The organism is Rhizobium esperanzae, from assembly GCF_014197615.1.
In the GTDB taxonomy this organism is placed as follows: Bacteria; Pseudomonadota; Alphaproteobacteria; order Rhizobiales; family Rhizobiaceae; genus Rhizobium; species Rhizobium esperanzae_A.
The window spans coordinates 152,815-177,255 of sequence record NZ_JACIFY010000003.1; the positions used below are offsets into that span (position 1 = coordinate 152,815).

At 61.9% G+C, this 24,441-nt stretch carries 19 protein-coding genes and 1 pseudogene; 12 read left to right on the forward strand and 8 right to left on the reverse strand.

Annotated elements, in window-relative coordinates; translation table 11 throughout:
* Nucleotides 1-25 precede the first annotated feature (25 nt).
* Together GGD57_RS05575 and GGD57_RS05580 are read right to left on the reverse strand one after the other, a co-directional pair.
* Nucleotides 26-1,039, reverse strand: a complete 1,014-nt coding sequence (locus tag GGD57_RS05575; protein ID WP_097613638.1) for an ABC transporter substrate-binding protein — start codon at nucleotides 1,037-1,039, stop codon at nucleotides 26-28.
* A gap of 255 nt (nucleotides 1,040-1,294) precedes the next feature.
* Nucleotides 1,295-2,023, reverse strand: coding sequence for a FadR/GntR family transcriptional regulator (locus GGD57_RS05580; RefSeq protein WP_184468015.1), 729 nt, complete (start codon nucleotides 2,021-2,023; stop codon nucleotides 1,295-1,297).
* Between the two features lie 259 nt (nucleotides 2,024-2,282).
* Between GGD57_RS05580 and GGD57_RS05585 the strand changes: the two are divergent.
* Nucleotides 2,283-2,423 (forward strand): annotated as a pseudogene (locus tag GGD57_RS05585) (CopG family transcriptional regulator); the annotation flags it as partial.
* A 10-nt stretch (nucleotides 2,424-2,433) separates the two neighbouring features.
* Here GGD57_RS05585 and GGD57_RS05590 read toward each other — a convergent pair.
* A complete protein-coding gene (locus GGD57_RS05590; protein ID WP_184467667.1) occupies nucleotides 2,434-3,441 on the reverse strand; it encodes a LacI family DNA-binding transcriptional regulator in 1,008 nt (335 codons plus the stop codon).
* A 207-nt stretch (nucleotides 3,442-3,648) separates the two neighbouring features.
* On the opposite strand from GGD57_RS05590, the gene GGD57_RS05595 reads away from it, so the two are divergent.
* From GGD57_RS05595 to GGD57_RS05620, 6 genes are all read left to right on the forward strand, one after another.
* Nucleotides 3,649-4,968, forward strand: a complete 1,320-nt coding sequence (locus GGD57_RS05595) for an alpha-L-fucosidase (RefSeq protein WP_184467669.1) — start codon at nucleotides 3,649-3,651, stop codon at nucleotides 4,966-4,968.
* A 48-nt stretch (nucleotides 4,969-5,016) separates the two neighbouring features.
* Nucleotides 5,017-6,237, forward strand: a complete 1,221-nt coding sequence (locus GGD57_RS05600) for an ABC transporter substrate-binding protein (protein ID WP_184467671.1) — start codon at nucleotides 5,017-5,019, stop codon at nucleotides 6,235-6,237.
* A gap of 109 nt (nucleotides 6,238-6,346) precedes the next feature.
* The gene (locus GGD57_RS05605) at nucleotides 6,347-7,273 is read left to right on the forward strand and encodes a carbohydrate ABC transporter permease (protein ID WP_432443278.1); all 927 of its coding nucleotides are present in this window, start codon (nucleotides 6,347-6,349) and stop codon (nucleotides 7,271-7,273) included.
* On the forward strand, nucleotides 7,263-8,147 hold the full coding sequence (locus GGD57_RS05610) for a carbohydrate ABC transporter permease (RefSeq protein ID WP_184467675.1): 885 nt from the start codon (nucleotides 7,263-7,265) through the stop codon (nucleotides 8,145-8,147). The genes GGD57_RS05605 and GGD57_RS05610 overlap by 11 nt, the downstream gene beginning before the upstream one ends.
* 198 nt (nucleotides 8,148-8,345) lie before the next feature.
* Nucleotides 8,346-9,275: a substrate-binding domain-containing protein gene (locus GGD57_RS05615; RefSeq protein WP_184467677.1), complete on the forward strand. Its 930-nt coding sequence runs from the start codon at nucleotides 8,346-8,348 to the stop codon at nucleotides 9,273-9,275.
* Nucleotides 9,276-9,291: 16 nt separating this feature from the next.
* On the forward strand, nucleotides 9,292-11,436 hold the full coding sequence (locus tag GGD57_RS05620) for a methyl-accepting chemotaxis protein (protein ID WP_184468020.1): 2,145 nt from the start codon (nucleotides 9,292-9,294) through the stop codon (nucleotides 11,434-11,436).
* A gap of 61 nt (nucleotides 11,437-11,497) precedes the next feature.
* Here the strand turns inward: GGD57_RS05620 and GGD57_RS05625 are convergent, their stop codons facing one another.
* Together GGD57_RS05625 and GGD57_RS05630 are read right to left on the reverse strand one after the other, a co-directional pair.
* Nucleotides 11,498-12,757: a ferredoxin reductase family protein gene (locus tag GGD57_RS05625; RefSeq protein ID WP_184467679.1), complete on the reverse strand. Its 1,260-nt coding sequence runs from the start codon at nucleotides 12,755-12,757 to the stop codon at nucleotides 11,498-11,500.
* Nucleotides 12,758-12,925: 168 nt separating this feature from the next.
* On the reverse strand, nucleotides 12,926-13,276 hold the full coding sequence (locus tag GGD57_RS05630; protein WP_184468022.1) for an antibiotic biosynthesis monooxygenase family protein: 351 nt from the start codon (nucleotides 13,274-13,276) through the stop codon (nucleotides 12,926-12,928).
* A gap of 114 nt (nucleotides 13,277-13,390) precedes the next feature.
* Here GGD57_RS05630 and GGD57_RS05635 point away from each other — a divergent pair, with 114 nt between their 5' ends.
* Entirely contained in the window at nucleotides 13,391-13,867 is a 477-nt protein-coding gene (locus GGD57_RS05635; protein WP_184467681.1) for a MarR family winged helix-turn-helix transcriptional regulator, read from the forward strand.
* Between the two features lie 24 nt (nucleotides 13,868-13,891).
* Here the strand turns inward: GGD57_RS05635 and GGD57_RS05640 are convergent, their stop codons facing one another.
* The 3 genes from GGD57_RS05640 to GGD57_RS05650 form a co-directional block, all read right to left on the reverse strand.
* The gene (locus tag GGD57_RS05640) at nucleotides 13,892-15,154 is read right to left on the reverse strand and encodes a DUF3422 domain-containing protein (protein ID WP_184467683.1); all 1,263 of its coding nucleotides are present in this window, start codon (nucleotides 15,152-15,154) and stop codon (nucleotides 13,892-13,894) included.
* Between the two features lie 182 nt (nucleotides 15,155-15,336).
* On the reverse strand, nucleotides 15,337-16,698 hold the full coding sequence (locus tag GGD57_RS05645; protein ID WP_184467686.1) for an MFS transporter: 1,362 nt from the start codon (nucleotides 16,696-16,698) through the stop codon (nucleotides 15,337-15,339).
* A 173-nt stretch (nucleotides 16,699-16,871) separates the two neighbouring features.
* Entirely contained in the window at nucleotides 16,872-18,158 is a 1,287-nt protein-coding gene (locus GGD57_RS05650) for an ABC transporter substrate-binding protein (RefSeq protein ID WP_184467688.1), read from the reverse strand.
* A gap of 192 nt (nucleotides 18,159-18,350) precedes the next feature.
* Here GGD57_RS05650 and GGD57_RS05655 point away from each other — a divergent pair, with 192 nt between their 5' ends.
* The 4 genes from GGD57_RS05655 to GGD57_RS05670 are packed head-to-tail and all read left to right on the forward strand — an operon-like array spanning nucleotide 18,351 to nucleotide 24,439.
* Nucleotides 18,351-20,873 (forward strand): hypothetical protein, encoded by a 2,523-nt coding sequence (locus tag GGD57_RS05655; RefSeq protein WP_184467690.1) that lies wholly within the window; start codon nucleotides 18,351-18,353, stop codon nucleotides 20,871-20,873.
* A gap of 16 nt (nucleotides 20,874-20,889) precedes the next feature.
* Nucleotides 20,890-21,984: a glycoside hydrolase family 88/105 protein gene (locus GGD57_RS05660; protein ID WP_184467692.1), complete on the forward strand. Its 1,095-nt coding sequence runs from the start codon at nucleotides 20,890-20,892 to the stop codon at nucleotides 21,982-21,984.
* A complete protein-coding gene (locus GGD57_RS05665; RefSeq protein WP_184467694.1) occupies nucleotides 21,981-23,345 on the forward strand; it encodes a glycoside hydrolase family 28 protein in 1,365 nt (454 codons plus the stop codon). The genes GGD57_RS05660 and GGD57_RS05665 overlap by 4 nt, the downstream gene beginning before the upstream one ends.
* Nucleotides 23,333-24,439: an ABC transporter ATP-binding protein gene (locus GGD57_RS05670; protein ID WP_184467696.1), complete on the forward strand. Its 1,107-nt coding sequence runs from the start codon at nucleotides 23,333-23,335 to the stop codon at nucleotides 24,437-24,439. Before GGD57_RS05665 ends, GGD57_RS05670 begins: the two co-directional genes overlap by 13 nt.
* Nucleotides 24,440-24,441 lie beyond the last annotated feature (2 nt).

The following is a 24,441-nucleotide window of genomic DNA, read 5'->3' on the forward strand; positions in this document are numbered from 1 at the left end:
GGAAGCAGGAAGCGGCGCGACTGATTTACTTGACGTTCTTGACGAACTCAGTCGTGTAAGTCTTGGAAAGATCGATCTGCTTGCCCTTGACGTTCTTGGAGAACTCCGAGAGCACGGCAAGCACGGTCTTCGGGCCATCTTCCGGCATCACGCCGTCGGGCGTGAACATGCCCTTGCCCTCGTCGAGAGCCTTGATGTAGCCGTCCTTGTCGCCGACGTAGAAATCCTTCGGCATCTTGTCGGCGATCTCGGCGGCGGAATGCGTGTTGATGTACTTCAGCGTCTTGACGAAGGCATTGGCGAGCTTCTGCGCCTCTTCCTTGTGCGCGTCGACCCAGGAGGTTTCCATGTAGAGCGAGGCGGCCGGATAGGTTCCGCCGAGCGCCTTGCGGGTCGAGTCGACCGTGCGCATGTCGACGAGAACGCTCGCTTCGCCCGTCTTGATCAGGCGCGAGATGGTCGGCTCCGTCGTCATGCCGGCCTGGATCTGATCCTGCTGCATGGCGGCGATGAAAGTGCCGCCGGCGCCGACCGGAATGGTGACGACGTCGCCGGGCTGCAGGCCAGCCTTCGAGGCCATGAACAGCGTCAGGAAGTTGGTGGACGAGCCGAGGCCGGTGACGCCGAGGTTCTTGCCCTTGAAGTCGGCCGGCGACTTGATTTCGGGATGTTTGCTCGAGACCATCTCGACCTCGCCCGGCGCCTGGCTGAACTGGACGACGGATTCGACGAACTTGCCCTTGGCCTGGAGGTCCACGCAGTGGTCATAGAAGCCGACGACGCCCTGCACGGCGCCTGCCAGAAGCTGGTTTTCGGCATCGACGCCGGCAGCTTCGTTCAGCAGTTCGACGTCGAGACCTTCGTCCTTGAAGTAACCGAGGGATTCGGCGAGCTTGGCGGGCAGATAGATCTGCTTCTCATAGCCGCCGACCATGATGGTGATCTTGTCGGCCGCATGGGCGGCGCCTGATGTGAACGTGGCTGCGGCGAGAAGCGCGGAAAAAGCGACGGTGTGAAAAAGGCTGCGTGAAGAACGCATTGATATCTCCTCCTGATGGTTTGCATGCATCGTCGTCTCGTCACCTCAACCCGTGTCTCCTCCACGATGCTGCTCTTTCCTAAGACGTCGAAGCTTTCAACTAGCTTTCAGCGGCAGACGATCAATCTGTTGAGTGAACCGGCGGGAAAATGATGCGCCGACGCCCACGCCTGCAGGGCGGGCGGCTTGCAACGTTGAGGAGCTTTTCGCCGGCTTTGTCTCCCGCCAGGGCGTTCGAACGCTCGGGAGTGGATATCAGCTGGTAAAGCTTCGCAGATCCTTGAGCAGGTTGCGATATCTCGCCTGGCTGCCGACCAGATGCTCGCGCATGGCATTGCGGGCGGCCTGATCGTCCCGGTCGGAAATGGCGACGACGATTGCTTCGTGTTCCCTGTGGATGAGCTTTCGGTAGGCGGTCTGCTCGACGGTCCTCGTTTCCGGCACGAGCCTCGACTGTGGAATGATCGCTGCGCCCTGAGATTCCAGGAAGTGCTTGAACAGCGGATTGTTCGTCGCCTCGGCGATCGCGACATGGAGATCGAGATCGGCCTCGCGGATGGATTGATCGGCCTCGATGCACTGGAGGATTTTCCGGTGGCATTCGAAGATCGCTTCCTCCTGCGCCGGCGAACGGCGGAGCGCGGCAAGCCCCGCCGCCTCGATTTCGACGGGTGTGCGGATCTCCAGCACTTCCAGATCGGAGGCGACGCGAGCCTTGTCCACTTTCCGTCCGGAGAGCGCGGGATCGGTGCCAAGTACGAAAATGCCCGCGCCCTGACGCACTTCGACCAGCCCATCGGAGCGAAGGGCTGCCACGGCTTCGCGCACGACGGTCCGGCTGACGCTGTGCGTCTCGGTCAGCTCATGCTCGCTCGGAAGCTTGTCGCCGGCGGCATATTGGCCGCTTAGGATCGCCTGCCGCAGGCTCTCGCCGACCTGTGCGACCAACGACCCCGAGCCCCTGCTGCGATCCTTCCCCTGCATAGCCACGCCTCGATCCCCGCATCGGCTTCGATCCCGCCGGCCAGGGCCGCGACATCCCGAAATTTTACGATTCATCACACATGTATGACAAATCTTGTGATCTTTCAATGGACGCACGATTGTGGGTGCTTGCCGGTTTTGGCGGTAGGGTGGCCCCCGTTGCATATGATCTGAGTTATTCGCTATGATTGCGATGGTCGATAAGAGAGCTGCGATGGAAACCAGAATCCCGGCTGAACAGGTTCCGCCTCCGCGTGTGCAGGAAAAGCGCCGCAGTTTGACTCTTGAAGCACTGGTCGATGTGGACGAGGGCAGGACTGTCGATCACGGGTTGATGCAAACATGGGCCGATAGCCTCGATGATGATCGGCCTCTTCCCTTGCCTCGTAAGGAAGTTTAGGTCAGCGGCCTCACAGCCGCCTTGTCGACTCCCCGCGCACGAATCTCGGCGTCAGGATGAAATCCTGCGGCGGCTCGGTGGCGGCTTCCGGGCTTGCGATCCTGGCGAGCAGGCGCTGGGCGGCCAGTTCGCCGAGTTTCTGCGCATCCTGCACGACCATGGTGATGCGCGGCGTGATGACGTTGCTCCAGGGTACGTCGTCGACCATTGCCAGCGAGACGTCGTCGGGACAGCGGAAGCCCATTTCCTGCATCACCTGCAGGGTTGCCAGCCCGGTCATGTTGTTGGCGCCGATAATGGCGGTCGGACGGTCGCGGCGGGTGAGCAGGCGCATCGCCTGCGCATGGCCGCCGCTCCTGGTATAGCCGCCCTCGACCACCAGTGACGGGTCGACGTCCACGCCGGCTCCGGCCATGGTGTCCATAAAACCCTTCAGACGCTCGTCGGCGGTGTGCAGGCCGGAGGGGCCTGATATGAAGGCGATGCGCCGGTGGCCGAGTTGCAGCAGGTGCTCGGTCAGGATGGTCGTCGTCAGCGGATTGTCGGAGCCGACGAAATCGCGTTGGGCGCCCTCGACCTTTTGGTCGAACATGACGATCGGCGTCTTGAAGTCGCGCAGGAAAGTCGCGTATTCGGCTCCGCGCCCGTTTGTCGCCAGCGCAATGCCGGCGATCTTCTGTGCCTCCAGTCGCTCCAGCAGCGCCCGTTCGAGATCGGCCCGGCCGGAGGAGTCGGCGATCAGCACGAAATAGCCGTGGTCGAGCGCCTGGTGCTCGATCTCGCGGCGGATGTCGCCGAAGAACATGTTGCCGAGATTGGCCGAGACGAAGCCGATCAGCGAACTGCGCCCGCGCGCCAGCGTCTGGGCCACCGGATCGATGCGGTAGCCCGTCGATTGTATCGCCTGCTGGATGCGGTCGAGTGTCTCGGCGCCGACCCGCTTCGGGCTGTTGAGCGCCAGCGAGACGGTCGAGATCGAAACCCCCGCAAGGCGTGCGACATCGCGTATGGTTGTCATATCTATCGAACCGGTTCTAAAGCTTTCTTTTGTCAGATTTTATTCGTCTGCGCAACATATCCTGCTGGATTACTCATTTGTGGCGCATTTACTTCGCAGTTCTGCAATTCGCGAATTTCGGCTTGACAGATATGGGATCAAGGAAGATGGTCAGTCACCGAACCGGTTCGACATGATGTGGAGCCGGAAAACAGGGAGGAGAAACCTGTGACGAGTTCGGAGCGCCTGCCGGAAAATCCGGCATCGGGAGCGGGCAAACACGCCTGGTTCAGTCATGATCGCCTCGGCATGTTCATCCATTGGGGCCTTTATGCGCTGGGAGCGCGGCACGAGTGGTTGAAGAACCGCGAGGAGCTGAGCGACGATCATTATCAGCGTTATTTCGACAATTTCGATCCCGATCTTTACGATCCCAAGCAGTGGGCGCGCCGCGCACGTCTTGCCGGCATGAAATACGTCGTGGTGACGACCAAGCATCACGAAGGCTTCTGCCTCTGGGACAGCAAGGTGACCGACTACAAGGCGCCGAACACGCCCTGCGGCAGGGATCTCCTGACGCCGCTCGTCGAAGCCTTCCGCGCCGAAGGGCTGAAGATCGGTTTCTACTATTCACTGCTCGACTGGCACCACCCCGACTTTCCGATCGATGTTCATCATCCCCTGCGCAACCATCCGCAAGCCGAGGCTCTGAACGCCGGTCGCAACATCGCCAATTACGCCGCCTATATGCGCGAACAGGTGCGTGAACTCCTGACCGGCTTCGGCCGCATCGACATCATCTGGTTCGATTTCAGCTATCCCCGGCGCGAATATCGCGGCCTGCCCGGCAAGGGGCGCGCCGATTGGGAAAGCGAGCGACTGCTTGCGCTGGTGCGCGAACTGCAGCCCGAAATCATCGTCAACAACCGCCTCGATCTGCCGCCCGGCACGCTGCCCGACGTGACGACGCCGGAGCAATATACGCCGCGCGTGGCACCGGCTATTGCGAGCCAGGGGGTGCTCTGGGAAGCCTGCCATACCTTCAGCGGCTCCTGGGGCTATCACCGCGATGAGGATAGCTGGAAGAGCCCGGAGCAGATCATCCAATTGCTGATCGATTCCGTCGCGCTCGGCGGCAACCTCCTGATGAATGTCGGTCCGACCGGCCGCGGGACGTTCGACGCGCGCGCCATCGATGCGCTCGAAGTCTACCAGAACTGGACGGCCGTCAACGGACGTTCCATCTACGGGGCAGGGCCGTCCGCCTATCCGGCGCCGGCCGGCTGCCGCTATACCCAGCGCGGCAATCGCCTCTACCTGCATGTCTACAACTGGCCCTACCGCCACATCCATATCGAGGGCCTTGCCGACAGGATCGCCTATGCGCAGTTCCTGCATGACGCGAGCGAAGTTCGCTGGCTCGGCCATACCAGGGATGTGGATTCCAATATCGGCGTGATGGTGCCGGAAGGCATGATCATGCTCGAACTGCCGGTCCGGCGACCCGACGTTACCGTGCCGGTGATCGAGATCGTCCTCAAGGCGTAGTCGATCGCACTTGCCTGTCCATTGCGTTCATGGAGGGAGGAGAAACCCATGAAGGTTCTGCAGAAGACGCTTATGCTTGCCGCAATCGGCGGCAGCCTTTTTGCCACAGCCGCATCGGCCGAGCAGGTCAATCTGACCTGGCAGATGTGGACCGGCTCCGATGCCGACACCAAAGGCTGGCAGCACCTGGCCGATATGGTGACCGCCAAGTATCCCGATATCAAGGTGACGCTGACGACGACGGGCTGGGTCGATTATTGGACCCGGCTGCCTGTGCTGGCGGCATCGGGCCAGCTTGCCGATATCGTTTCCATGCAATCGCTGCGCATGCCGAACTTCTATTCGCTGCTGGAGCCGCTGAACGATCGGATCGCCGCCGATAAATTCGATGTCGGCGCCTTTACGTCCTCGATCATCGGCGGCATGTCCATCGACAAGCAGCTGTACGGCCTGCCCTATGACGTCGGTCCGTGGGTCGTCTATTACAACCAGGATGCCTTCGAAGCCGCCGGCATTGCCTTGCCGAAACCGGGCTGGACGCTGGCCGAATTCACCGATGCCGCCAAGAAGCTGACGAAGGACGGCAAATACGGCTTCGGCATCACCCCGCAGAACTATTCGGTCCTGGCATCGGCCTGGGGCGATAAATACGTCAACGATGCTCGAGAACTCGACCTTACCAATCCGAGTGCCATTACCGCTGCCGAGACGGTGATCGGCTTTGCCGCCAAGGACAAGATCGCGCCGCTGGTGCCGTCGAGCGCCGATGCCGGCACGGTCATCCAAGGCCGGTTCTACTCGGGCAATGTCGCCATGTATGTCGACGGTCCGTGGTCGATCATCGGCATGAAGGACAAGGTCAAGTTCAAGGTCGGTTCCACCACACTGCCGCGCGGAGAAGGAGAGCTTACGGCCGTCACCGCCGGTTCCGGTTTCGGCATTGCCACGACGAGCAAGAACAAGGACGCTGCCTGGAAGGCGATCCAGGTGCTGACCAGCCCGGAGGCCTTGCAGTATCTCGCCGAACAGGGGCGGGCGCTGCCGGCGCGCACGGCCTCGCAATCCTCGTGGTACAAGGTGGCGGCCAAGGACATTACCAACGGCGGCGAGGCCATCGACTATTCCCTGGCGCATTCCGTGCCCTACGTGATCACCAACAACTGGGCGGCGGTGGAAAACCTCTTCAACCAGTATTTCCCGCCCGCCTTCGCCGGCAGCGCCGACGCCAAGCAGACGATGGACGCCATCCAGAGCCTCGCGCAGCAATAGGGCGCCGTCGCTTTGAATCCCCGCATGATCCCTTGGACAATCCGCTGCGATTTCGGGGATCATGCGCAAGCTCTCGCCACGGCGGAACCTGCCGGGCATGGAGGAAGACATGTCGGAAAGCGCCGTCGCCGAACTCCCCTTGCAGCCCGTTCAGCCACGGCGCTTCCTGAAGCCTGAGACGCAGACGGCGATGGTGTTCCTGCTGCCGAGTTTCCTCGGCTTCATGATCTTCATGGCCCTGCCGATCGTGGCGTCGCTGGCGCTCTCCTTCACCAACTGGCAGCTGATCTCGACGCCGTCCTTCGTCGGCTTTCAGAATTATATCAAGCTCTTCACCGTCGATCCCTCATTCTCCACCATATTGGGAAACACGCTGTTCTTCGCCGTCGAATATCTGGCCGTAAACATCATCGTCTCGCTGACGCTCGCGGTGTGGATATCGAGCCTCCAGCACGGCAAGGCGATCTTCCGGGTGATCTTCTTCTTGCCGACCTTCACGCCGACGATTGCGGCTTCCGTGGTGTGGCTGCTGATCTTCACGCCGGACGGGCTCGCCGACAGCGTCATCCGCTCGCTCGGCCTCGGCCTGCCGAATTTCCTGCTGAGTTCGAGCTGGGCGATGCAGGCGGTCGTGATCGTCACGCTCTGGGCCAATGTCGGCTATAACGTCGTGATGTTCAACGCCGCGCTCGATCTGGTGCCGAAGCATTATCTCGAGGCGGCGATGATCGACGGCGCCGGTCCCTGGCGGCGCTTCTGGCGCATCCGCCTGCCGCTGATTTCGCCGACGGTCTTCTTCGCCACCGTGATGACGGCCATCACCTCGCTGCAGGTCTTCGACGAGATTTTCGCGATGACGCGCGGCGGTCCCGGCTCGGCGACGGCGACCCTCGGCTTCGCCATCTATCAGAAGGGCTTTACCAATTTTCAGATGGGCTATGCCTCGGCGCTCGCCTGGGTGATGTTCGTCATGATCATGGCGCTCACCATCCTGCAGTTCCGCATGCAGCGCAAATGGGTGCATTATGACGAATAGCCCGACCTCACGGCATCCGCATTCCGTCTCGGCGAACCGGCATCGCCTGTTGCGGCGCATCGGCACGTTCGTCAGCTATGCGGGGCTTTCACTGGTCGCGCTGCTCTTCCTCTTTCCCTTCTTCTGGATGGTATCGAACGCGGTGCGCTCCAATGCCGAGGTGATGGCCGTGCCGGTCCGCATTTTCCCCGAGGAGTACCAGTGGGGCAATTTCGTCGAAGCGCTGGTCTCGCTGCCCTTCGGCGTCTTCCTGTTGAATTCCCTCGTCGTCGCCTGCGGCGTGACAGCGATCGTCATCGTGGTATCCTGCCTTTCTGCCTATGCTTTCGCCCGGCTGCGGTTTCCAGGACAGGAAGGATTGCTGCTCACCTATCTCAGCACGCTGATGATCCCGCAGGTGATGCTGGTCATCCCGCTCTTCCTCGTCGTCAGCAAACTCGGCTGGATCAACACCTATCACGGCATGATCCTGCCGGTCGCCTTTTCTTCCTTCGGCACTTTCCTGCTGCGCCAGTTCATCCTCGGCATTCCCAAGGATCTCGACGAGGCGGCGATGATGGACGGGGCTTCGCGCCTGCGCATCCTGGTGACCGTCATCGTTCCGCTCGCCATGCCGGCGATCGGCCTGCTCGCGCTCTTCACCTTCATCGCCCAGTGGAAGAGCTTCCTCTGGCCGCTGATCGCCACCAGCGGCGTCGAAAAGGCGACGCTGCCGCTCGGGCTGACCTTGTTTCAGACACAGCAGGGCACCGCCTGGAACTACATCATGGCGGGTGCGACGATCTCCATGGTGCCGGGCGTGATCCTGGCCATCGTGCTGCAGCGGGTGATCTATAGAGGCATTGCCGTCAGTTCCGGATTCGGCGGAAGATAGCTCCGGTTAAACAAAGATTTGAAGCCTTCGCGTCAAGTTCGGCGCGATGTGCTCCGGCGCAGCAACTTGCCGGCGAGAGGCGTTTGCATCGCGGCAAGATCATGTCGCCATTCGATGCTTCTGCCTTCCGGATGAAAAGTAATATTTTAACCAAGATTTGAAATAAGGCGTTCATATCCGAATTGTGCAGGGGAATTCATGAAAACGGCCACGCTTGCATTCATCGCTCTGGCGATATCGGTCTCTGTCGCCAATGCGCAGACGATCGGGGTTTCGATGACCAATCTCGACAAATTCAGAGAGATGCTGGTGAACGGCGTCGTCTCGCACGGGAAGACGATACCGGGTCTCAAGCTCGTCACCGAGAATGCCAATGGCGACAATGAACTGCAGAAGAAGCAGGTTCAGCAGTTCGTCGCCGACAAGGTCGATGCCATTATCATGATGCTGTCTGATGGCGATCTCGGACCGCAAATGACCAAGATCGCAGGGGATGCCGGCATTCCGCTTGTTTACATCAACACGACGCCCTCCAATCTCGCGGACTTGCCGGACAATCAGGTTGTTGTCGCCTCCGATGAGAAAGACTCCGGTACGCTGGAGACGAAGCAAGTATGCTCTCTCCTCAAGGGCAAGGGCCGCGTGGTCGTGCTGATGGGGGAGGTCTTCCATGTGGCCGCCCGCACCCGCACTCAGGACATATCAGATGTCATCGCGACGCCGGAATGCAAAGGCCTCGAGATCGTCGAGCAGCAAGCGGCCTATTGGTCGCGCGATTATGCGGATCAGCAGATGCAGGAATGGCTGGCGGCCGGCGTCAAGTTCGATGCTGTTATCGCCAACAATGACGAGATGGCGCTCGGTGCGATCCGCGCCATGAAGAAAGCCAATATCCCGATGAAGGACGTCGTCGTCGGCGGCGTCGACGCGACCGACGATGCGCTTGCCGCAATGGTAGCGGGCGATCTCGATGTCACCGTTCTCCAGAGCGCTGTCGGCCAGGGCGCGGCTGCGGTCGATGCTGCCATGAAGCTCATCAAAAAGGAGAAGGTGCCGCGCGAAAACAACGTTCCCTTCGAACTCGTCACACCTGAAAACATTGCCCAATACCTGCCGAAGAGCCAGTGAGCATAAGAGGCCTATGATGTTGCATTTCTGGAATAAATTCGGCATTCGCGCGCAGATCACCTCGGGCTTCGTGCCGCTGATCCTGCTGATGAGCCTTCTTACCGTCAGCGCGATCTCCGGCATGAACGGGCTCGCCGCCATCTTCGCCTCCTATCGCGCCACCGCCGGCCAGAGCCTTGCCATCTCGGATTACAGCGACCAGCTCCACGAGATCCAGATGTCGGCCGAGGCCTTCCGCTCCACGCCGTCGCAGGCTGTCGTCGACAGTTTCCGTGCCGGCGTCAAAGCTTTCGAAACGGACGATCCGCGTTTTGCCGACAATAAGGATCTGCAGGCTGGTCTTGCCGCGATCCGTCAGGACATTGCCGCCTATGGCAAGGCCTTCGAACAGATCGTCACCCTTCAGGCCCGGCGCGATCTGCTGATCTCCAAGGTGACCGAATTCGGCCCCTGGACCAGCATCGCGCTCAATGACGTCATGCGCAGCGCCTGGCGCCAGAATGACGTGGCCCTGCTGCACATGACTGCGGAAACGCTGGAAGCCCTGAACCGCAGCCTTTATTTCTCCGAGCGCTTCGTCCATTCCAACGATTTCGCCGCCTATGACACGGCGCAGGCAGCGCTCGCCGAAGCGGTGGCGCTGAACGATGCCGCCGCCAAGGCTGCCAAGAACGAGCTGCAGAAGAAGCGCCTGATGGGCGCCGGCCAGCTCATGCAAAACTACACCGCCCGTCTCGGCGATATGAAGGAAGTGCTGCAGGCCTCCGGCAATATCCGCCAGACGCAGCTCAACGTGCTGGCGTCGAAAATATCGGGCGAGTTCAAGGATCTGCAGGCGACCGTCACCGGCGCACAGAAGAACATTGACGGTTCTGTGGAAGCGACCGTTGCCTCCGCCACCAGCACGACGCTCGTCATCAGCGGCCTGCTGATCGTCATCGGTCTCGTGCTCTCCTATTTTGTCGGTCGCCTGATTTCCTCGGCCGTTCGCAAGATGGCGCAGTCCATGGAGCAGCTTGCCCGCGGCGACGAACGGATCGTGATCACCGGCGTCGAGCATCGTCACGAACTCGGCGCCATGGCCCGTTCGCTGAAGGTTTTCCAGGAGACCGGACGCGCCAAGCTGATCGCTGAAGCCAATGCCGAACGCGCCCGTCTGGCGGCCGAAGAAGAGCGGCTGCGCCAGGAAGCCGAGCGGCTCTCCGACGCGCAGGTGATGGAACATGCTTTCCGCCAGATCTCCGTCGGGCTGGACGCACTCTCGAAGGGCGATCTCACCGTCCGCGTCGGCGAAGTCGATCATCGCTACGTCAGGATTCGCGACCATTTCAACAATTCGGTCGCAAGCCTTGAAGAGGCCGTCGCCTCCGTCATTCGGGCGGTCGCCACGATCCGGTCGGGCCTTTCGGAAATCTCCACGGCCTCCAACGATCTTGCCCGCCGCACCGAGCAGCAGGCAGCTTCCCTTGAGGAAACAGTCGCAGCGCTCGGCGACGTCACCCGCGGTGTCAATGGAACGGCGGAGGGCGCAAGCCGCGCCCAGGCTGTCGTGGCCACAGCCCGCACCAATGCCGAAAAGGGCGGCGAGATCGTTTCCCGCGCCATCGCGGCGATGACGGAAATCCAAAATTCGTCGTCGAAGATCGGCAATATCATCAGCGTCATCGACGAAATCGCCTTCCAGACCAATCTGCTGGCGCTCAATGCCGGCGTCGAAGCGGCGCGCGCCGGCGAGGCGGGCAAGGGCTTCGCCGTCGTCGCCCAGGAAGTCCGCGAGCTTGCCCAGCGTTCGGCCAATGCGGCGCGGGAGATCAAGCAACTGATCTCCACCTCCTCCACTCAGGTCAAGACGGGCGTCGAGCTGGTCGGCGAATCCGGCGTCTCGCTGGAACAGATCGTCGAGCACGTCACCGCCATGAACGCGACCGTCGCCGAGATCGCGGTGGCCGCCCGCGAGCAGGCGACAAGCCTGCGCGAGGTCTCGGCCGCCGGCGATCAGATGGACAAGGTGACGCAGCAGAACGCCGCGATGGTCGAAGAGACCACGGCGGCCGCCCAGAGCCTGACGCAGGAAACCGAAAGCCTCGCCGAATTGTTGCGGCGCTTCAAGACGGGTAGCGCCCGGGCATCGGACCATCGCCATTACGCGATGGCGTCCTGACGTCCATCCACGTAAACCTTCGACCTTTCCCGTCGGGTTAGCCCCCGGCGGGAAAGCGCGTTCATCGAAAGGCGAAAGCTTCAGTATGGATGCGGGTGCGCGGTACGCCGGCTTTGCGCAGATCCGAGATCAATCCCTCAACCATGGGCTTCGGCCCGCACAGGAAATAATCATAAGCTGGCAGAGGTTCCGCCAGCCGGCTCTTCAAATCGTCGACGCGCGCTAAGGCGCCGCTGTCGGAAAACAGCGGGATCAGATCGACGTTGCCGAGTTCCGCGCTCTTTGCCTTCAATTCGTCGAGAAAGATCGCCTCGCTTTCATTGCGCGCGGCATAGATGAAGGTGATCTTCCTGAGGTCGCCGGGCTTCATGGCGCGCAGCGTCGACAGAAACGGGGTGAGGCCGACGCCTCCTGCTATCCATACCTGTTTCGTGCCGGCGCGAGCACTGTCGAACCTGCCATAGGGGCCATGGACCAGCACGGTGCCGCCGGGGCGCAGCTCAGTGCGAACTTTCCGGGTCCAGTCGCCGAGATCCCTCACGGTGAAGCGCAGGCGGCTTTCGGCCGGCGCGCTCGATATGGTGAAGGGATGCGCCTCGTTCCATCCTTTGGCCTGCACCTCGATGAAGGCGAACTGCCCCGGCGTAAAGTCGAAGAGCTTGCCCATGGGCTTCAGAACGAGTTCGGTGGCGCGCTCCATGGGGTTCACCGCCTCAATCGTGAATGAGCGGGCGCTGCGTCTGCCCAGCCCGAAAATCGAATAGAACAGCGCCGGCACACCGATGGCCGCCACGGCGATCAGTAACAGGACCGATGGGCTCGTATGGTCGAGCAGGGCGGGCGGTGCGGCCATGAAATGACCGAGGATCAGCAGATAGACGAGTCCCATCGCCTTATGCGCGGGACGCCATCGGGAATAGCTGATTTTTCTGTTGAGTGCGAGGAACAGCCCGACGACCAGCAGGACAAGGCCGAGGATGCCGAGAGGCGCTGAGGGAACAAGGGAGTTGGCGGCAAGATCGGCGCCGGGTGGAAGCGCCTTCGGCACGGTGAAGAAATGCAGGAGGGCGGCGAACGCAGCGCAGGCGCCGACTGCGCGATGTACCTGATACATGCGATCGAGCCCGCCGAAGAGGTTCTCCAGCCGTCTCGCCCGGGTCGACAGGATGACGGCAACCGTCATCAGCAAGAAGGCTGCGCCGCCAAGCGTGGTCGCGCCGAGCAGCCGAAGGGAATAGTCATCCGGCGATAGGCCGAGATGAAGGATCGCGAAAACGGCGATGAGGCCGGCGACGGCAAGAACGCCCTGTCTTTTCAGCATGACTCGATATCCAAATTTTATTGTGGGAAAAGCGCGTACGGCGCGGCACTTCTCCGTGCGATGAACGGGATGCCGATCATCGCTGCGAAGATGGCTGCAAAGTAAAGTTGTAACGATAATGCGCGGCGTTAGCGGCGCGCCAATGGCCGAAAGGCTCGGCTTCGTCGGCTAGGCGACGCAGATGCCGGCGACTGCGACTTTCTGGAAGAGATGCGGTGAGGCAACCGCGGAAGACGGATAGGCCGAGGTTTTCGCCCTGAACTCCGGATGGATAAAGGCGGCGCGGAAATGCGCGTTGGATTCCCAGACGGCGTAATTGAGATAAGTCGGGTTTTCGCCCAAAGCACGGTGCAGTTGGGTGGAGAGGAAGCCGGGCTGGCGTTTCATGAAAGCCGCGTCGTCTTGCCAGACTTCAAGGAATTTCGCTTCGTCGTCCAAATCGAGCGTAAAGAGATTGATGAGCACGACCGGGGAGGCATCGAGCCCGATCTGCCGGTCGATCGGAAAGGCAGGGTCCAGGGATGAATGTGTGACACGACTCGCTCCGTTCTATATGGTTCCATGATGTCAATTCGACATGAAGAAAACATATGATATTGACATTATGATGTCAATCTAATTGCATGGTGACAAATGACCGAGGCCGAGCAAAGTGCAGCAGGTTCCGCATTGACCGATCTCATCCTCGACTTGTTCAGGCTGAACAACCGAATGCTGACCTCAGGAGACCGGTTGGTCGCTGGTCTCGGGCTGACGAGCGCGCGCTGGCATGTTCTCGGCACGGTCGGTAAGTCGGAGCGCCCGCAGCCGGTCGCCTGGCTGGCGCGCGACATGGGCGCCAACCGTCAGAACGTGCAGCGCATCGTCAACGATCTGGAGAAGGAAGGGCTCGTCGCCTTTGCGGCCAACCCGCATCATCGGCGCGCCCAACTCGTTCTGCTGACGGAGAAGGGGCGGGAGATTTTCAACGAGGCTATGCGCCTCCAGGCCCCCTGGGCCAGCGGCCTTGCCGACGGTCTCGATGTCTCCGAGATCAGGACGACACACAGCGTCATGAAAGCGCTTCTGGAGAAGCTGGAAGGAGGCGATGACGCCGGGGAGCAGATCTGACGCCCGCTTCGGCAGACGGTTGCTTCAGTGGCTTCCGGATACCGGCCCGTGCGTGCCGCCGGCGATGCTCTTGCGGACGTGGCGAACCGCGGTCCAGACGGCGAAAAGCACGAGCGGGATGGCGGCGAGCACGGCGAGCTTGGCCATGTGCGGATCGACGCCGAGTTCGGAAATGCTTTCGAGGCAGATCTTGGCGAGGCCGACGGTGTAGTAGGTGATGGCGATGACGGAGAAGCCTTCGACCGCCTGCTGGATATGCACCTGGATACGCGCCCGCTCCTCCATCGAGGTCAACAGCGAGGCGTTCTGATCTTCGAGCTGGACCTGCACGGTGGTTCTCAAGAGGTCACCGGCGAGGCTGACGCGTTCGGCGAGTTCATCAAGGCGGCGTTCGGCGGCATGCACCGAGCGGACGGCCGGCTGGAAGCGCCGGCGGATGAAGGTGCCGATCCGCTGGCGCTGCTCGACGCGTTCCTCGCGCAGTTCCGACACCCGGCTGGCGACGATCTCGGCATAGGCTGTCGTCGCCCCGAAACGGTGGCGAGCAAGGGCCGAGAAATTGAGGACATCGGAAGAGAGCCTGGTGACCTCGGACAGCAGCGCCTTGTCGACTTTGACGGCGCTCTGCATGTGCGCGATCAGGAGATCGAGGCGCTGGTCGAAGGCCGAAAGCTGCGAGATCGTCTCGCGCGCCATCGGCATCGCCAGCATCGCCATCATCCTGTAGGTCTCGATCTCCAGGAACCGCCGGACCATGCGGCCGGTGCGATAGGCGTTGAGATTGCGGTTGAAGAACAGGAATTCGACGAAGCCGCTGTCGCTCAGCCGGAAGTTGGAATGCACTTCGGCATCGCCGCCGCCGACCTCGGAGGCGACATAATCAAGATTCGGTTTTTCGAGAGCCTGTCCGTTCTTTTCGTCACGCACCAGCACCCGGACGGCAGCGATCACCTTTCCTTCGATCTTGCCGTAGCAGGCCTGAAAGGCTTCCGGCGGATGGCTGCCGGGCGCGGCAGCCGTGGGCGTGACGAAGGTCAGCGTCAGGAACTCGGTATGGGCCTCCCACTTCAGCCTGCCCTCGCCGAAGCGGCCGATGCCGTGGTTGCCTCCGTGGGTGGTGGAGACGTCATCCAGCCCCGGCAGAGAAACCGGCAGCGGAGACGAGCCGTTATCGCCGACGATGGCGACGTGCCAGACATCGGTGTCGCCGTCGAAGTAAAGCGAGGGCCGCGCATGGAGCTCGTCATGCAACTCCCTGCGCAGCGGATGCTCGGAACCCATCGGCATGGAGATGCACCTCTATATGGTAGACGGATCGACGGCTGACATGACCGGCGTTACCGGCTTTTGGAATTGACGACGACGCCTATAGCCTCTCCCGAGGCTCGTGTCACGACGGCTTTGCCGGCCGATATATAAGACCACCCGGATATGCGCTGCATCGTATCGTCGCACCGCTGCTCGACCGTTCACAGCGAGCGCCATGCAACGAAGCTTCCAAGCATCTGCACGCTGCCGCCGACCGCCATCGCGACGATGAAGGCCGTTTCGGCTTCGCCGAGGAAAGCGAAAATAGCGCCTAGGACGGCGACGCCGACAGTCGCTCCCACCATGCGGGCGACGTTGATCAGGGCGCTCGCCGTGCCGGCGCGATCGGCGGTCACGGTCGACACCGCGACTGCCGTCAGAGGCCCTGTCGCCATGCCCATGCCGACGCCGGTCAGCAACAGTCCAATCTCTTCGGCGATGAACCAGTCGGCCAAAAAAGATAAGCCGAGCAGGAGGTTGCCGAGACCCATCATCGCCAGCCCCGCCGAGATGGTGCTCTTCTTTCCCAAGCGCTCCGCAATCAGGCCGGAGAAGGGCGAGATGGCGATGAAGCTGAGGGCCATCGGCAGCAGCGACAACCCAAGCTCGATCGAGGTCAGGCGGCCAAGGCCGAGGGAGGCGAGTGGAAAGAGAAAGAGCGTGCCGTACATGCCGAATGTCATGGCTGCCGTTCCGGCCATCGCGCCGCGGAATTGGCCGCCGGAAAACATCGAGATGGGAACGAGAGCCCGCTGCCCCAGGCGTCGCTCGACCCCGATGAAGAGCAATAACAGCGCCGCGCCGGCAATTACCAGCAGCGCGGTCCACTGGAGCGGCAGATGCGAGGATTCGATCGCGGCAAGCGTGAGGACGGTCAGCGATGCTATCCCCAGCAATTGACCCCGCATGTCGAAGGACCTGCCTTGCCGATCGGTGCTTTCCGGAAGGAAAAGCTGCGCTCCCGCCGCCGCGAGCAAGCCAACGGGGATGACGACGAAAAACACTGATCGCCAGCCGAAATCGTGGATGAGGACGCCGCCGAGACTCGGGCCGATCGCCAGCGCCATGCCATTGCAGCCGGCCCAGATTCCAAGCGCGCGCGCCCGGACCTTCTCATCACGGTAGATGACCCGGATCAGTGAAAGCGAGGCCGGAAGGAGCAGGGCGGAGCCGAAGCCGGTCGAGGCTCTCGTCGCTATCAGGATTGCGATGGTCGGGGCGAAGGCGCAGCCGAGGCTCGCGACGGCAAAGACAGCGCTGCCGATGACGAACATCAGGCGCCGGCCGTAGAGATCGGCGAACAGGCCGCCGCTGATCAGAAGTGCTGCGTAGACGAGATTGTATGCGTCGACGACCCATTGCAACTGGGTGACCGAGGCTCCGAGATCGAGCCCTATCGGCTGGACCGCGAGATTGACGACCGATGTATCGACCTGTGCCACGATCACGCCCAGGCAGAGAATGGCGAGGGCGGCAGGTTTCAGGTCCGGGCGGGATTGTCTGTTTCGTTCGATGACATTCATGACGCTACCTTTCCTTGGGGAAGACGTAGCGTGGTTCGGTCCATCGACAATTCGAAACTGATCGAACTGTCCGAGATCGGAATGTGAGTAAGACAAAAAACGATCAGCCACGGCCCGTTGCGAGGCCGTGGCTGATTCAGCGCGCATTCTGCGGAGGGCGCAGGCGCGGCCGATTACTTGTTGGCGGCGAGCGCCACGTTCACCTTGTCGACGTCAGCGCTCATCGCCTTGAACGTATCGTCGAGAGAAAGCTCGCCGACGATCAGCTGGCTCATGCGCTGGACGATGAGCTGATAGATGGCAGACGATCCCTTGAGGCGTTCCAGGTCGCGAGCTGCCTTCGGTGCGCTGTTGCGGGCAGCGAGGAAGACGGCCATGGCGTCCTTGGCATTCTTGCTCTCGAGCTTGTACTGCGGGTCCTTGATGTCGGCGCCGGTCAGGATGACGTAGTTTTCGGCGATTTCACGCTGGACCTTTTCAGAGCCGAGGAACTCGATGAAGGAAGCGACGGCCTGCGGGTACTTGGTGCGCTTGAAGCCGACGATCGCGGTGCCGCCCGGCATCGCGTAGCAACCGGCATCGCCACAGGGCGCGCTGATCGCCGTCCAGTCGAAGGCATCGCCGATCTTCTTCTGGAACGGATTGACCATCCAGTTGCCGGCGAGATAGGTCACGACATTGCCGTTGACGAACTCGTCACCCATGTTCTTGTACTGGGTTCCGCCGGCCGCACCCCACATTTCCTTGGGGAAAGAGCCATCCTTCGTCCAGTTGTAGAGATCGGTGATGTAGTGCTTGGCGGCATCGTCCGGGAACGAGAACTTGCCGTCCTTGACGTAGTTGGAGCCGTAGGAGAAGGCGGCTCCCGAGAAGCGATGGCCCGAGCGGTCCATCGTGAAGGGGATCTGGGCGCCCGTCGCCTTGGCGACGCGAGCCGAGGCTTCGACGATGTCCTTCAGCGTGGCGGTCGGCTGGGGAAGCGGTTCTTTCGCCTGTTCGAACAGCGTCTTGTTGACGAAGGGCAGGTTGAAGGTCTGCGACGCGACATAGCCGTTGATCGAGTTCGGATCGTTGACGCCAGGAAAACGAAGCGTGTTCAGGCTGTCGCCGTGCAGCTTGGCGAAGCCGTCCGGATCCTTCATCAGCGGGCGCATGTCGAGGTAATAGGGCGCCAGCTGCCAGTCGGTGATCTTGGCAACGTCGGGACCTTCGCCGATGGCGAGCTGCACCGGCAGCTGCTTGGCGACGGCATCATAGCCCGACGAAACGAAATTCACCTTGATGTCGGGATGCGCCGTCTCGAATTCCTTGCTCAGCGCTTCCATCCGCTCGACGTAAGCTTGGTCGTCGTCGGTGAAGAGAAAGGTGATCGTCTGGGTTTCCGCCATGGCCACGCTGGACCATGCGAAAGAAACGGTGGCCAGCGCCAGTGCGAAAGCCCCTGAAAGATACGTTTTCATTTTCATCCTCCCATGAAAACATTTTCATCAATCGCGGCCTTAGCCATCGACTAAGTGAATTTCATATACTTGACATTCGTCCCGTCAAGCTATTTTCTACGCGAATAGCGATGTTTTTGAGCAATTTTCAAAAATCACGCACTCAAATAACCTAATGAAAATATTTTCATAGGATTGCGGAGGAGGCGATCTGTGAAAACGGAAAGCATCAAGCAGCCCGGCGACATGGAGCCGGCATACAGCGTGGCTAAGGGGCAGACGGTGACGGCATGGGCCGTTTCCGGCCTCATCGCCAGCTATTTTCCCGGCGAGCCGGCCCCGGCCGAAGATCGCGTGAACTATCGTTTCATCAATGGTTTCGTCGATGTCGGCGATCTGCCCTGCCGCAAGGCCTTCTGGTCGACCATGGTGGGGCGGCCGCTGCTGCCCGATACGTCCTGGTCGACCGAGAGCCTTTATCTTCCCGGCTCGAACCGCCGCGTCGAGTTCACCAGCTTCTGGCACGTGCCGACTCATGTGAGCAAATGGCTGAAAGGCACGTTCAGGACCGGGGCCGCGCGTACGCTCAACCTGGCCCTGAAGACTTGCGGCGGCGTTCGCATCTGGGTCAACGGGCAGGAGGCGGTGCGCTTCGAGCCCTTCAAGCGCAATATCGAAAGCGCGACTGAGATCAGCTTGCAGCTCGAAGCGGGCGATAACGAGATCCTCGTCCATACCGAAGACCTGGCCGAGCGCGACACGACGTGGTTCTTCGAGCTCGAAATGCTGGACGAGGAGCCGCTCTGCGTCCTGCTGCCGGTATCGCTCGACCAGGACGAGGTGCGCGAGCTGGAAGCGCTTTCTCGCGGCGTGCGCCCGGCGCGCGACGTCTTCGTCGATCAGCCGCTAGAGATCATTTTCGACACGGCGCCGGTGCGCGACCTGCCGGTGGAGATCAAGGTGATCGGTCACGGTCACGAGCGGCCGGTTCTTGCCCATGTGAAACTGAGCCTGCACGCCCATCAGGATCGCCTGATCGTCGAGGATGTCTGCGGCGTCGCCGACGGTTATCACGGTGTGCACATGACGATCGGTTCCGGGCCTGGCTCGGTCACCCGCGTCATCGATGCCGCCTTCATGAGCAGCATCGCGCCATTGCCCGCCGAGACGTCGCTTTCGGCTCGCAAGCGGCAAGCGCTGGAATACAGCGCCCACTTCGGCGCCAATCGCGCCGGCCGCCTCATCGCGATGATGGAAACCGGCTATGACGACCCGGAGAGCTTCGAACGTATCGTCGATGCGACGCTCGCCTCGATCGATGCGCGGGAGGATTGCTCGGATTTCATCATGGTGCCGCTGCTCTGGCTGCTCGGCGCCTATGGCGACCGCATGCCCGACGCTGTCGTTGCCCGTATCCGCCATTCCGTTCTCTCCTATCGCTACTGGGTCGACGAGCCGGGTAACGATGCGATGTGGTTTTGGAGTGAGAACCATGTGCTCTGCTTCCATACCAGCCAGCTGCTGGCCGGACTTCTCCTGCCCGACGAGCTGTTCTCGGCCTCGGGGCGGACGGGACGGCAGCAGGCGGAACTCGCCGTCGAGCGTCTCGGACGCTGGTTCGACAGCGTCGAGGCCCATGGCCTGGCGGAATGGAATTCGGCCGCCTATTACCCGATCGATTTCATCGGCCTGCTGGCGCTGGAGCGCTGGGCCGAGAGCGGGATCGCCGATCGTGCCCGCGGCCAGATCGATCTTATCTTCCGCATGATCGCCCTTCACACGCTCGCCGGCGTTCCGGCCGGCTCGCAGGGCCGCGCTTACGACAAAGAGCTGCGCGCCGGCCCGCTGACCGAGCTTGCGCCCTTCGCCCAGGTGGCCTTCGGCACCGGCTGGCTCAACAATGGCGTGGCGGCATTGACGATGTTTTGCGCCGGCGGCTACGAGCCGCCCGCCGATCTGACCGAGCTTGCCGTCCTTCCCAAGGGCCGAAATGTCGAGGCGCGTTACAGCCAGGGGCTCGAGAGCGGCAAACTTGTGCTGTTCAAGAACGAGGCGGCGCAGCTTTCGACGGTCGTCGATCACAAGACCGGCCAGAAAGGCCACCAGCAGCACGTCCTCGACGTCAGGCTGGCCGGCCATCCGATGGCGAGGTTGTGGGTCAATCATCCGGGTGAAGACGATCCGTGGGGCAATCAAAGGCCGTCCTATTGGGCAGGCAACGGCATCCTGCCGCGTGTCGCCCAGCATCGTGACGTCGCCCTCCTGATCGAAGACACGGGCGACGCACGGCATGCATGGACGCACGCCTATATCGGCCGTGATGGCCTGGATGATCTCATCATCGAAGACAAGTGGCTGATCGCGCGATCGGGCCGGGGATTTTCCGCCCTCTGGGCGTCGAACGGCCTGGAACTGATTGCCAATGGGCCGACCGCTGGCCGCGAGGCGCGCTCCTATGGGCCGCTCTGCGGCTGGGCTGCCATTGTCGGATGCGGCAATGGCGATGCCTTCAAGGCTTTCGTCGAACGCTTGTGCCAGACGACGGTTTCCTTCGATCCAGCACTTCGGCGTCTTTCGCTGACGCCGCCGGGCGGCCCGGCGCTCTCGCTTTCTTATGCCGACGGTCTTTCGATTGCCGGCAAGCCTCGGCCGTTCACGCACGACCAGCCGCAGCCGATCCTCACCCACGACAGTGCGGCCGCCGGTGCCGGCACTGACGGACCGTTCTACTCCTGAAATATAGGTCTCCAGCATGAACACAACATCTGTCGATAACGCCGCGCTCCTGACGACGATCGATCGCGTGGCGACGGCTTTCAGCCGGCTCAGAGGCATCAAGGAAGGTCTCGTGACCGGAAGCGCCACCTCCGGGATCCAGTTCGACGAATGGGACTGGGAAGTCGGCGTCGGCCTCTACGGGTTCCTCAGGCGCGCGATTTCCACCAATGACCAAAAGGCGCTGCACGAGCTCGTCGCCTGGTACGGCGCCCAGATCGAACGCGGCATCCCGCCGCGCCAGATCAACAGCACGGCGCCGATGCTGCCGCTCGCGATCCTCGTGCAGCATGTCGACCGCCCCGATTTTCGTGCACTTGTCGAGGACTGGGCCGAATGGCTCATCAAGGAATTGCCGAAGACCGAAGACGGCGGCTTTCAGCACGTCTGCAAGGAACGCGTCAACGACGGCGAATTGTGGGACGATACGCTGTTCATGGCCTGCCTCTTCCTTGCCCAGGCGGGTGTGCTCTGTGAGCGCAACGACTGGATCGACGAGGCCGTCTATCAGTTCGTGCTCCACACCCGCTATCTTTCCGATCCGGTCAGCGGCCTCTGGTATCACGGCTGGACCTTCAACGGCCGGCATAATTTCGCCAACGCCTTCTGGGCGCGCGGCAATGCCTGGATCACCGTTGCCATCCCTGAACTTTTCGACCTCGTGCCGACCCTCAGCGAGAAGGACCGGCGTTTCCTGTCGAACGTCCTCGTCAGCCAGGTGCGTTCACTGAAGGCATATCAGCGGCCGGACGGTATGTTCACGACGCTTCTGGACGATCCGTCCTCGCCGTTGGAAACCTCGGCCACGGCAGGCATCGCCTATGGCATCCTGCGCGCCGTCGACGCCGGCATTCTCGATAAGAGCGACAAGGTTCATGCGGAGCGCGCGCTTGCTGCAGTGCTGACGCAGATCGATGAGGAAGGCGTCGTCCACGGCGTCTCGGACGGCACGCCGATGGGCCATGACCTCGATTTCTACCGTCGCATCCCGAACCTGCCGACCCCTTATGGCCAGGCGCTGACCATGCTGCTACTGACGGAAGTCGTCATCGAGAACGGCCGCCGCCAATGAGCGCTCCCTCCCTTGTCGCGATTGAGGCGCTCGACAGCGACAATACCGACCGTCTGCAGGCGGCGATCGACAGCCTTTCGGCTTCCGGCGGCGGACGCCTGGAGCTCCTGGCAGGCATCCACATCTGCCAAGGGCTCCGGCTGCGCTCCGGCGTCGATCTGCATCTGGCTGCCGGCGCGATCCTGCGTCCCGTCCCCGATTATGCGGCTTACGCGCATACGAGTGTTTCCGTGGTCGCCGAGAAATCGGACCGCGGCATGATCGTGGCGAAGGACGCGCGGCGGATCAGCCTGACTGGGCCGGGGCGTATCGAAGCCGGCTGCGAGAGCTTCATCATCGGAGACGACGAGACGGTAGGGACCTTTATTCCTGCGGAATTCCGCCCCCGCGTCGTCGTCTTCGAGAGCTGCGACGAGGTCGAGATCAGCGCCGTCCAGATCTGCCGTTCGCCGATGTGGACGCTGCACTTCGTCGACTGCACCGATGTCGCGGTGCGCAACGTCACCATCGAAAACGACCGCCGGCTTCCCAATACGGATGGCATCGTGCTCGATGCCTGCCGCGGCGCTGTCATCGAGGACTGCACGATCTCGACGGCCGATGACGGCATATGCCTGAAGACCAGCATCGGTCCGCAGGGCGTGGCCATCGGGCGATGCGAGAACATTCTTGTCCGCCGCTGCTCCGTTCAGAGCCTCAGCTGCGCGCTGAAGATCGGTACGGAAACGCATGGCGACGTCACCAATGTCGTCTTCGAGGATTGCGGCGTCTCATCCTCCAACCGGGCGCTGGGCATATTTTCGCGCGACGGCGGCCGCATCTCGAATGTGAGGTTTTCTCGGATTGCGGTGGAGTGCCGCGAAACGCTCGATGGCTTCTGGGGCTCGGGCGAGGCATTGACCGTCAATGTCGTCGACCGTGTTACTGAGCGCACGGCAGGCGCGATCGAAAACCTTATTGTCGAAGACATTACCGGGTGCATGGAGGGGGCGATCACCGTCATTGCGGCTTCGCCCGGCGGCATCCGCAACGTATCGCTGGCGCGCATCGGCATAGACCAGAAGCCCGGCAAACTTGGCACCGCGCAATGCTACGACCTGCGTCCGACAAACGCCGATCTTGCGCCGAAAGCCGAAGGCGGCGGCCGCGCCAATGCCTGGACCCGCGGCTCGGACGGCCGGGTGATCGGTCTTGAAGACTATCCGGGCGGAATGCCCACCGTCTACGTGGCGGGGGTTACCGGAATCCTGATGAACGAGGTGCGGATCACAAGGCCGACACCGCTGCCGCAAGGCTGGAACGAAAACGACGTCGTCTTCGAAACGGCGGCACCTGATGGGAGTGGGGCATGGCAGAACTGAAACTTTCCACCGTCAACAAGGCGTACGGCACGGTCAAGGTCCTGCACGACGTCGAACTCGATATCAAGGACGGCGAATTCGTCGTCTTCGTCGGCCCGTCCGGATGCGGCAAGTCGACCCTGCTGCGTGTCATCGCCGGCCTCGAAGAGGTGACGGAGGGTAAGATCGCGATCGGCGGGCGTGACGTCAGCGCGCTCTCGCCGGCCGAGCGCAAGATCGCCATGGTCTTCCAATCCTATGCGCTCTACCCGCATATGAGCGTGCGCAAGAACCTCGCCTTCGGCCTTGAAAACCTGAAGTTCAAGCGCGCCGAGATCGAGGCGCGGATCGCCGAAGCCGCCCGGATGCTGGCGATCGAACCCTATCTCGACCGGCGTCCGAAACAGCTTTCAGGCGGCCAGCGGCAGCGGGTGGCGATCGGCCGGGCCATCGTGCGCGAACCGGATATTTTCCTCTTCGACGAGCCGCTGTCGAACCTCGATGCGGCACTGCGCGTCCAGACGCGGGCGGAGATCACCAAGCTCCACCGCGAAATCAAGACGACGATGATCTACGTCACCCACGACCAGGTCGAGGCGATGACGATGGCCGACAAGATCGTCGTACTGCGCGCCGGGCGGGTCGAGCAGGTCGGCGCGCCGCTCGAACTCTTCGACCACCCGCGCAATCTCTTCGTCGCTGGCTTTCTCGGCTCGCCGCGCATGAACATTATCAAGGGCAAGGTTGCAGCCATCACGGAGAGCGGCATTGCCATCGATGTCGCCAACGGCGGCAGGATCGTCAGCGATGTCGATCCCGCCGGCATTGCCGTGGGGCAGGAGGTTCTGGCCGGTATAAGGCCGGCGCATTTCTCGCGCTCCAGCGGTCAGGGCCTGCCATTTGTCGTGCAGTATCACGAGGGCCTGGGCACCGAGACCTATGTCTATGGCAATCTCGAGGGACAGGACGAGCAGATCATCATCCATGAGGCCGGCCATTTCTCGCCTCAGCAGGGTGACCGGCTCATGATCGATGCCGATCCGGCACGTGTTCATCTGTTCGATCCCAAAAGCGAACTTGCTTTTGCCCGTCGATCGGGACAGGGGAGGCGCTGATC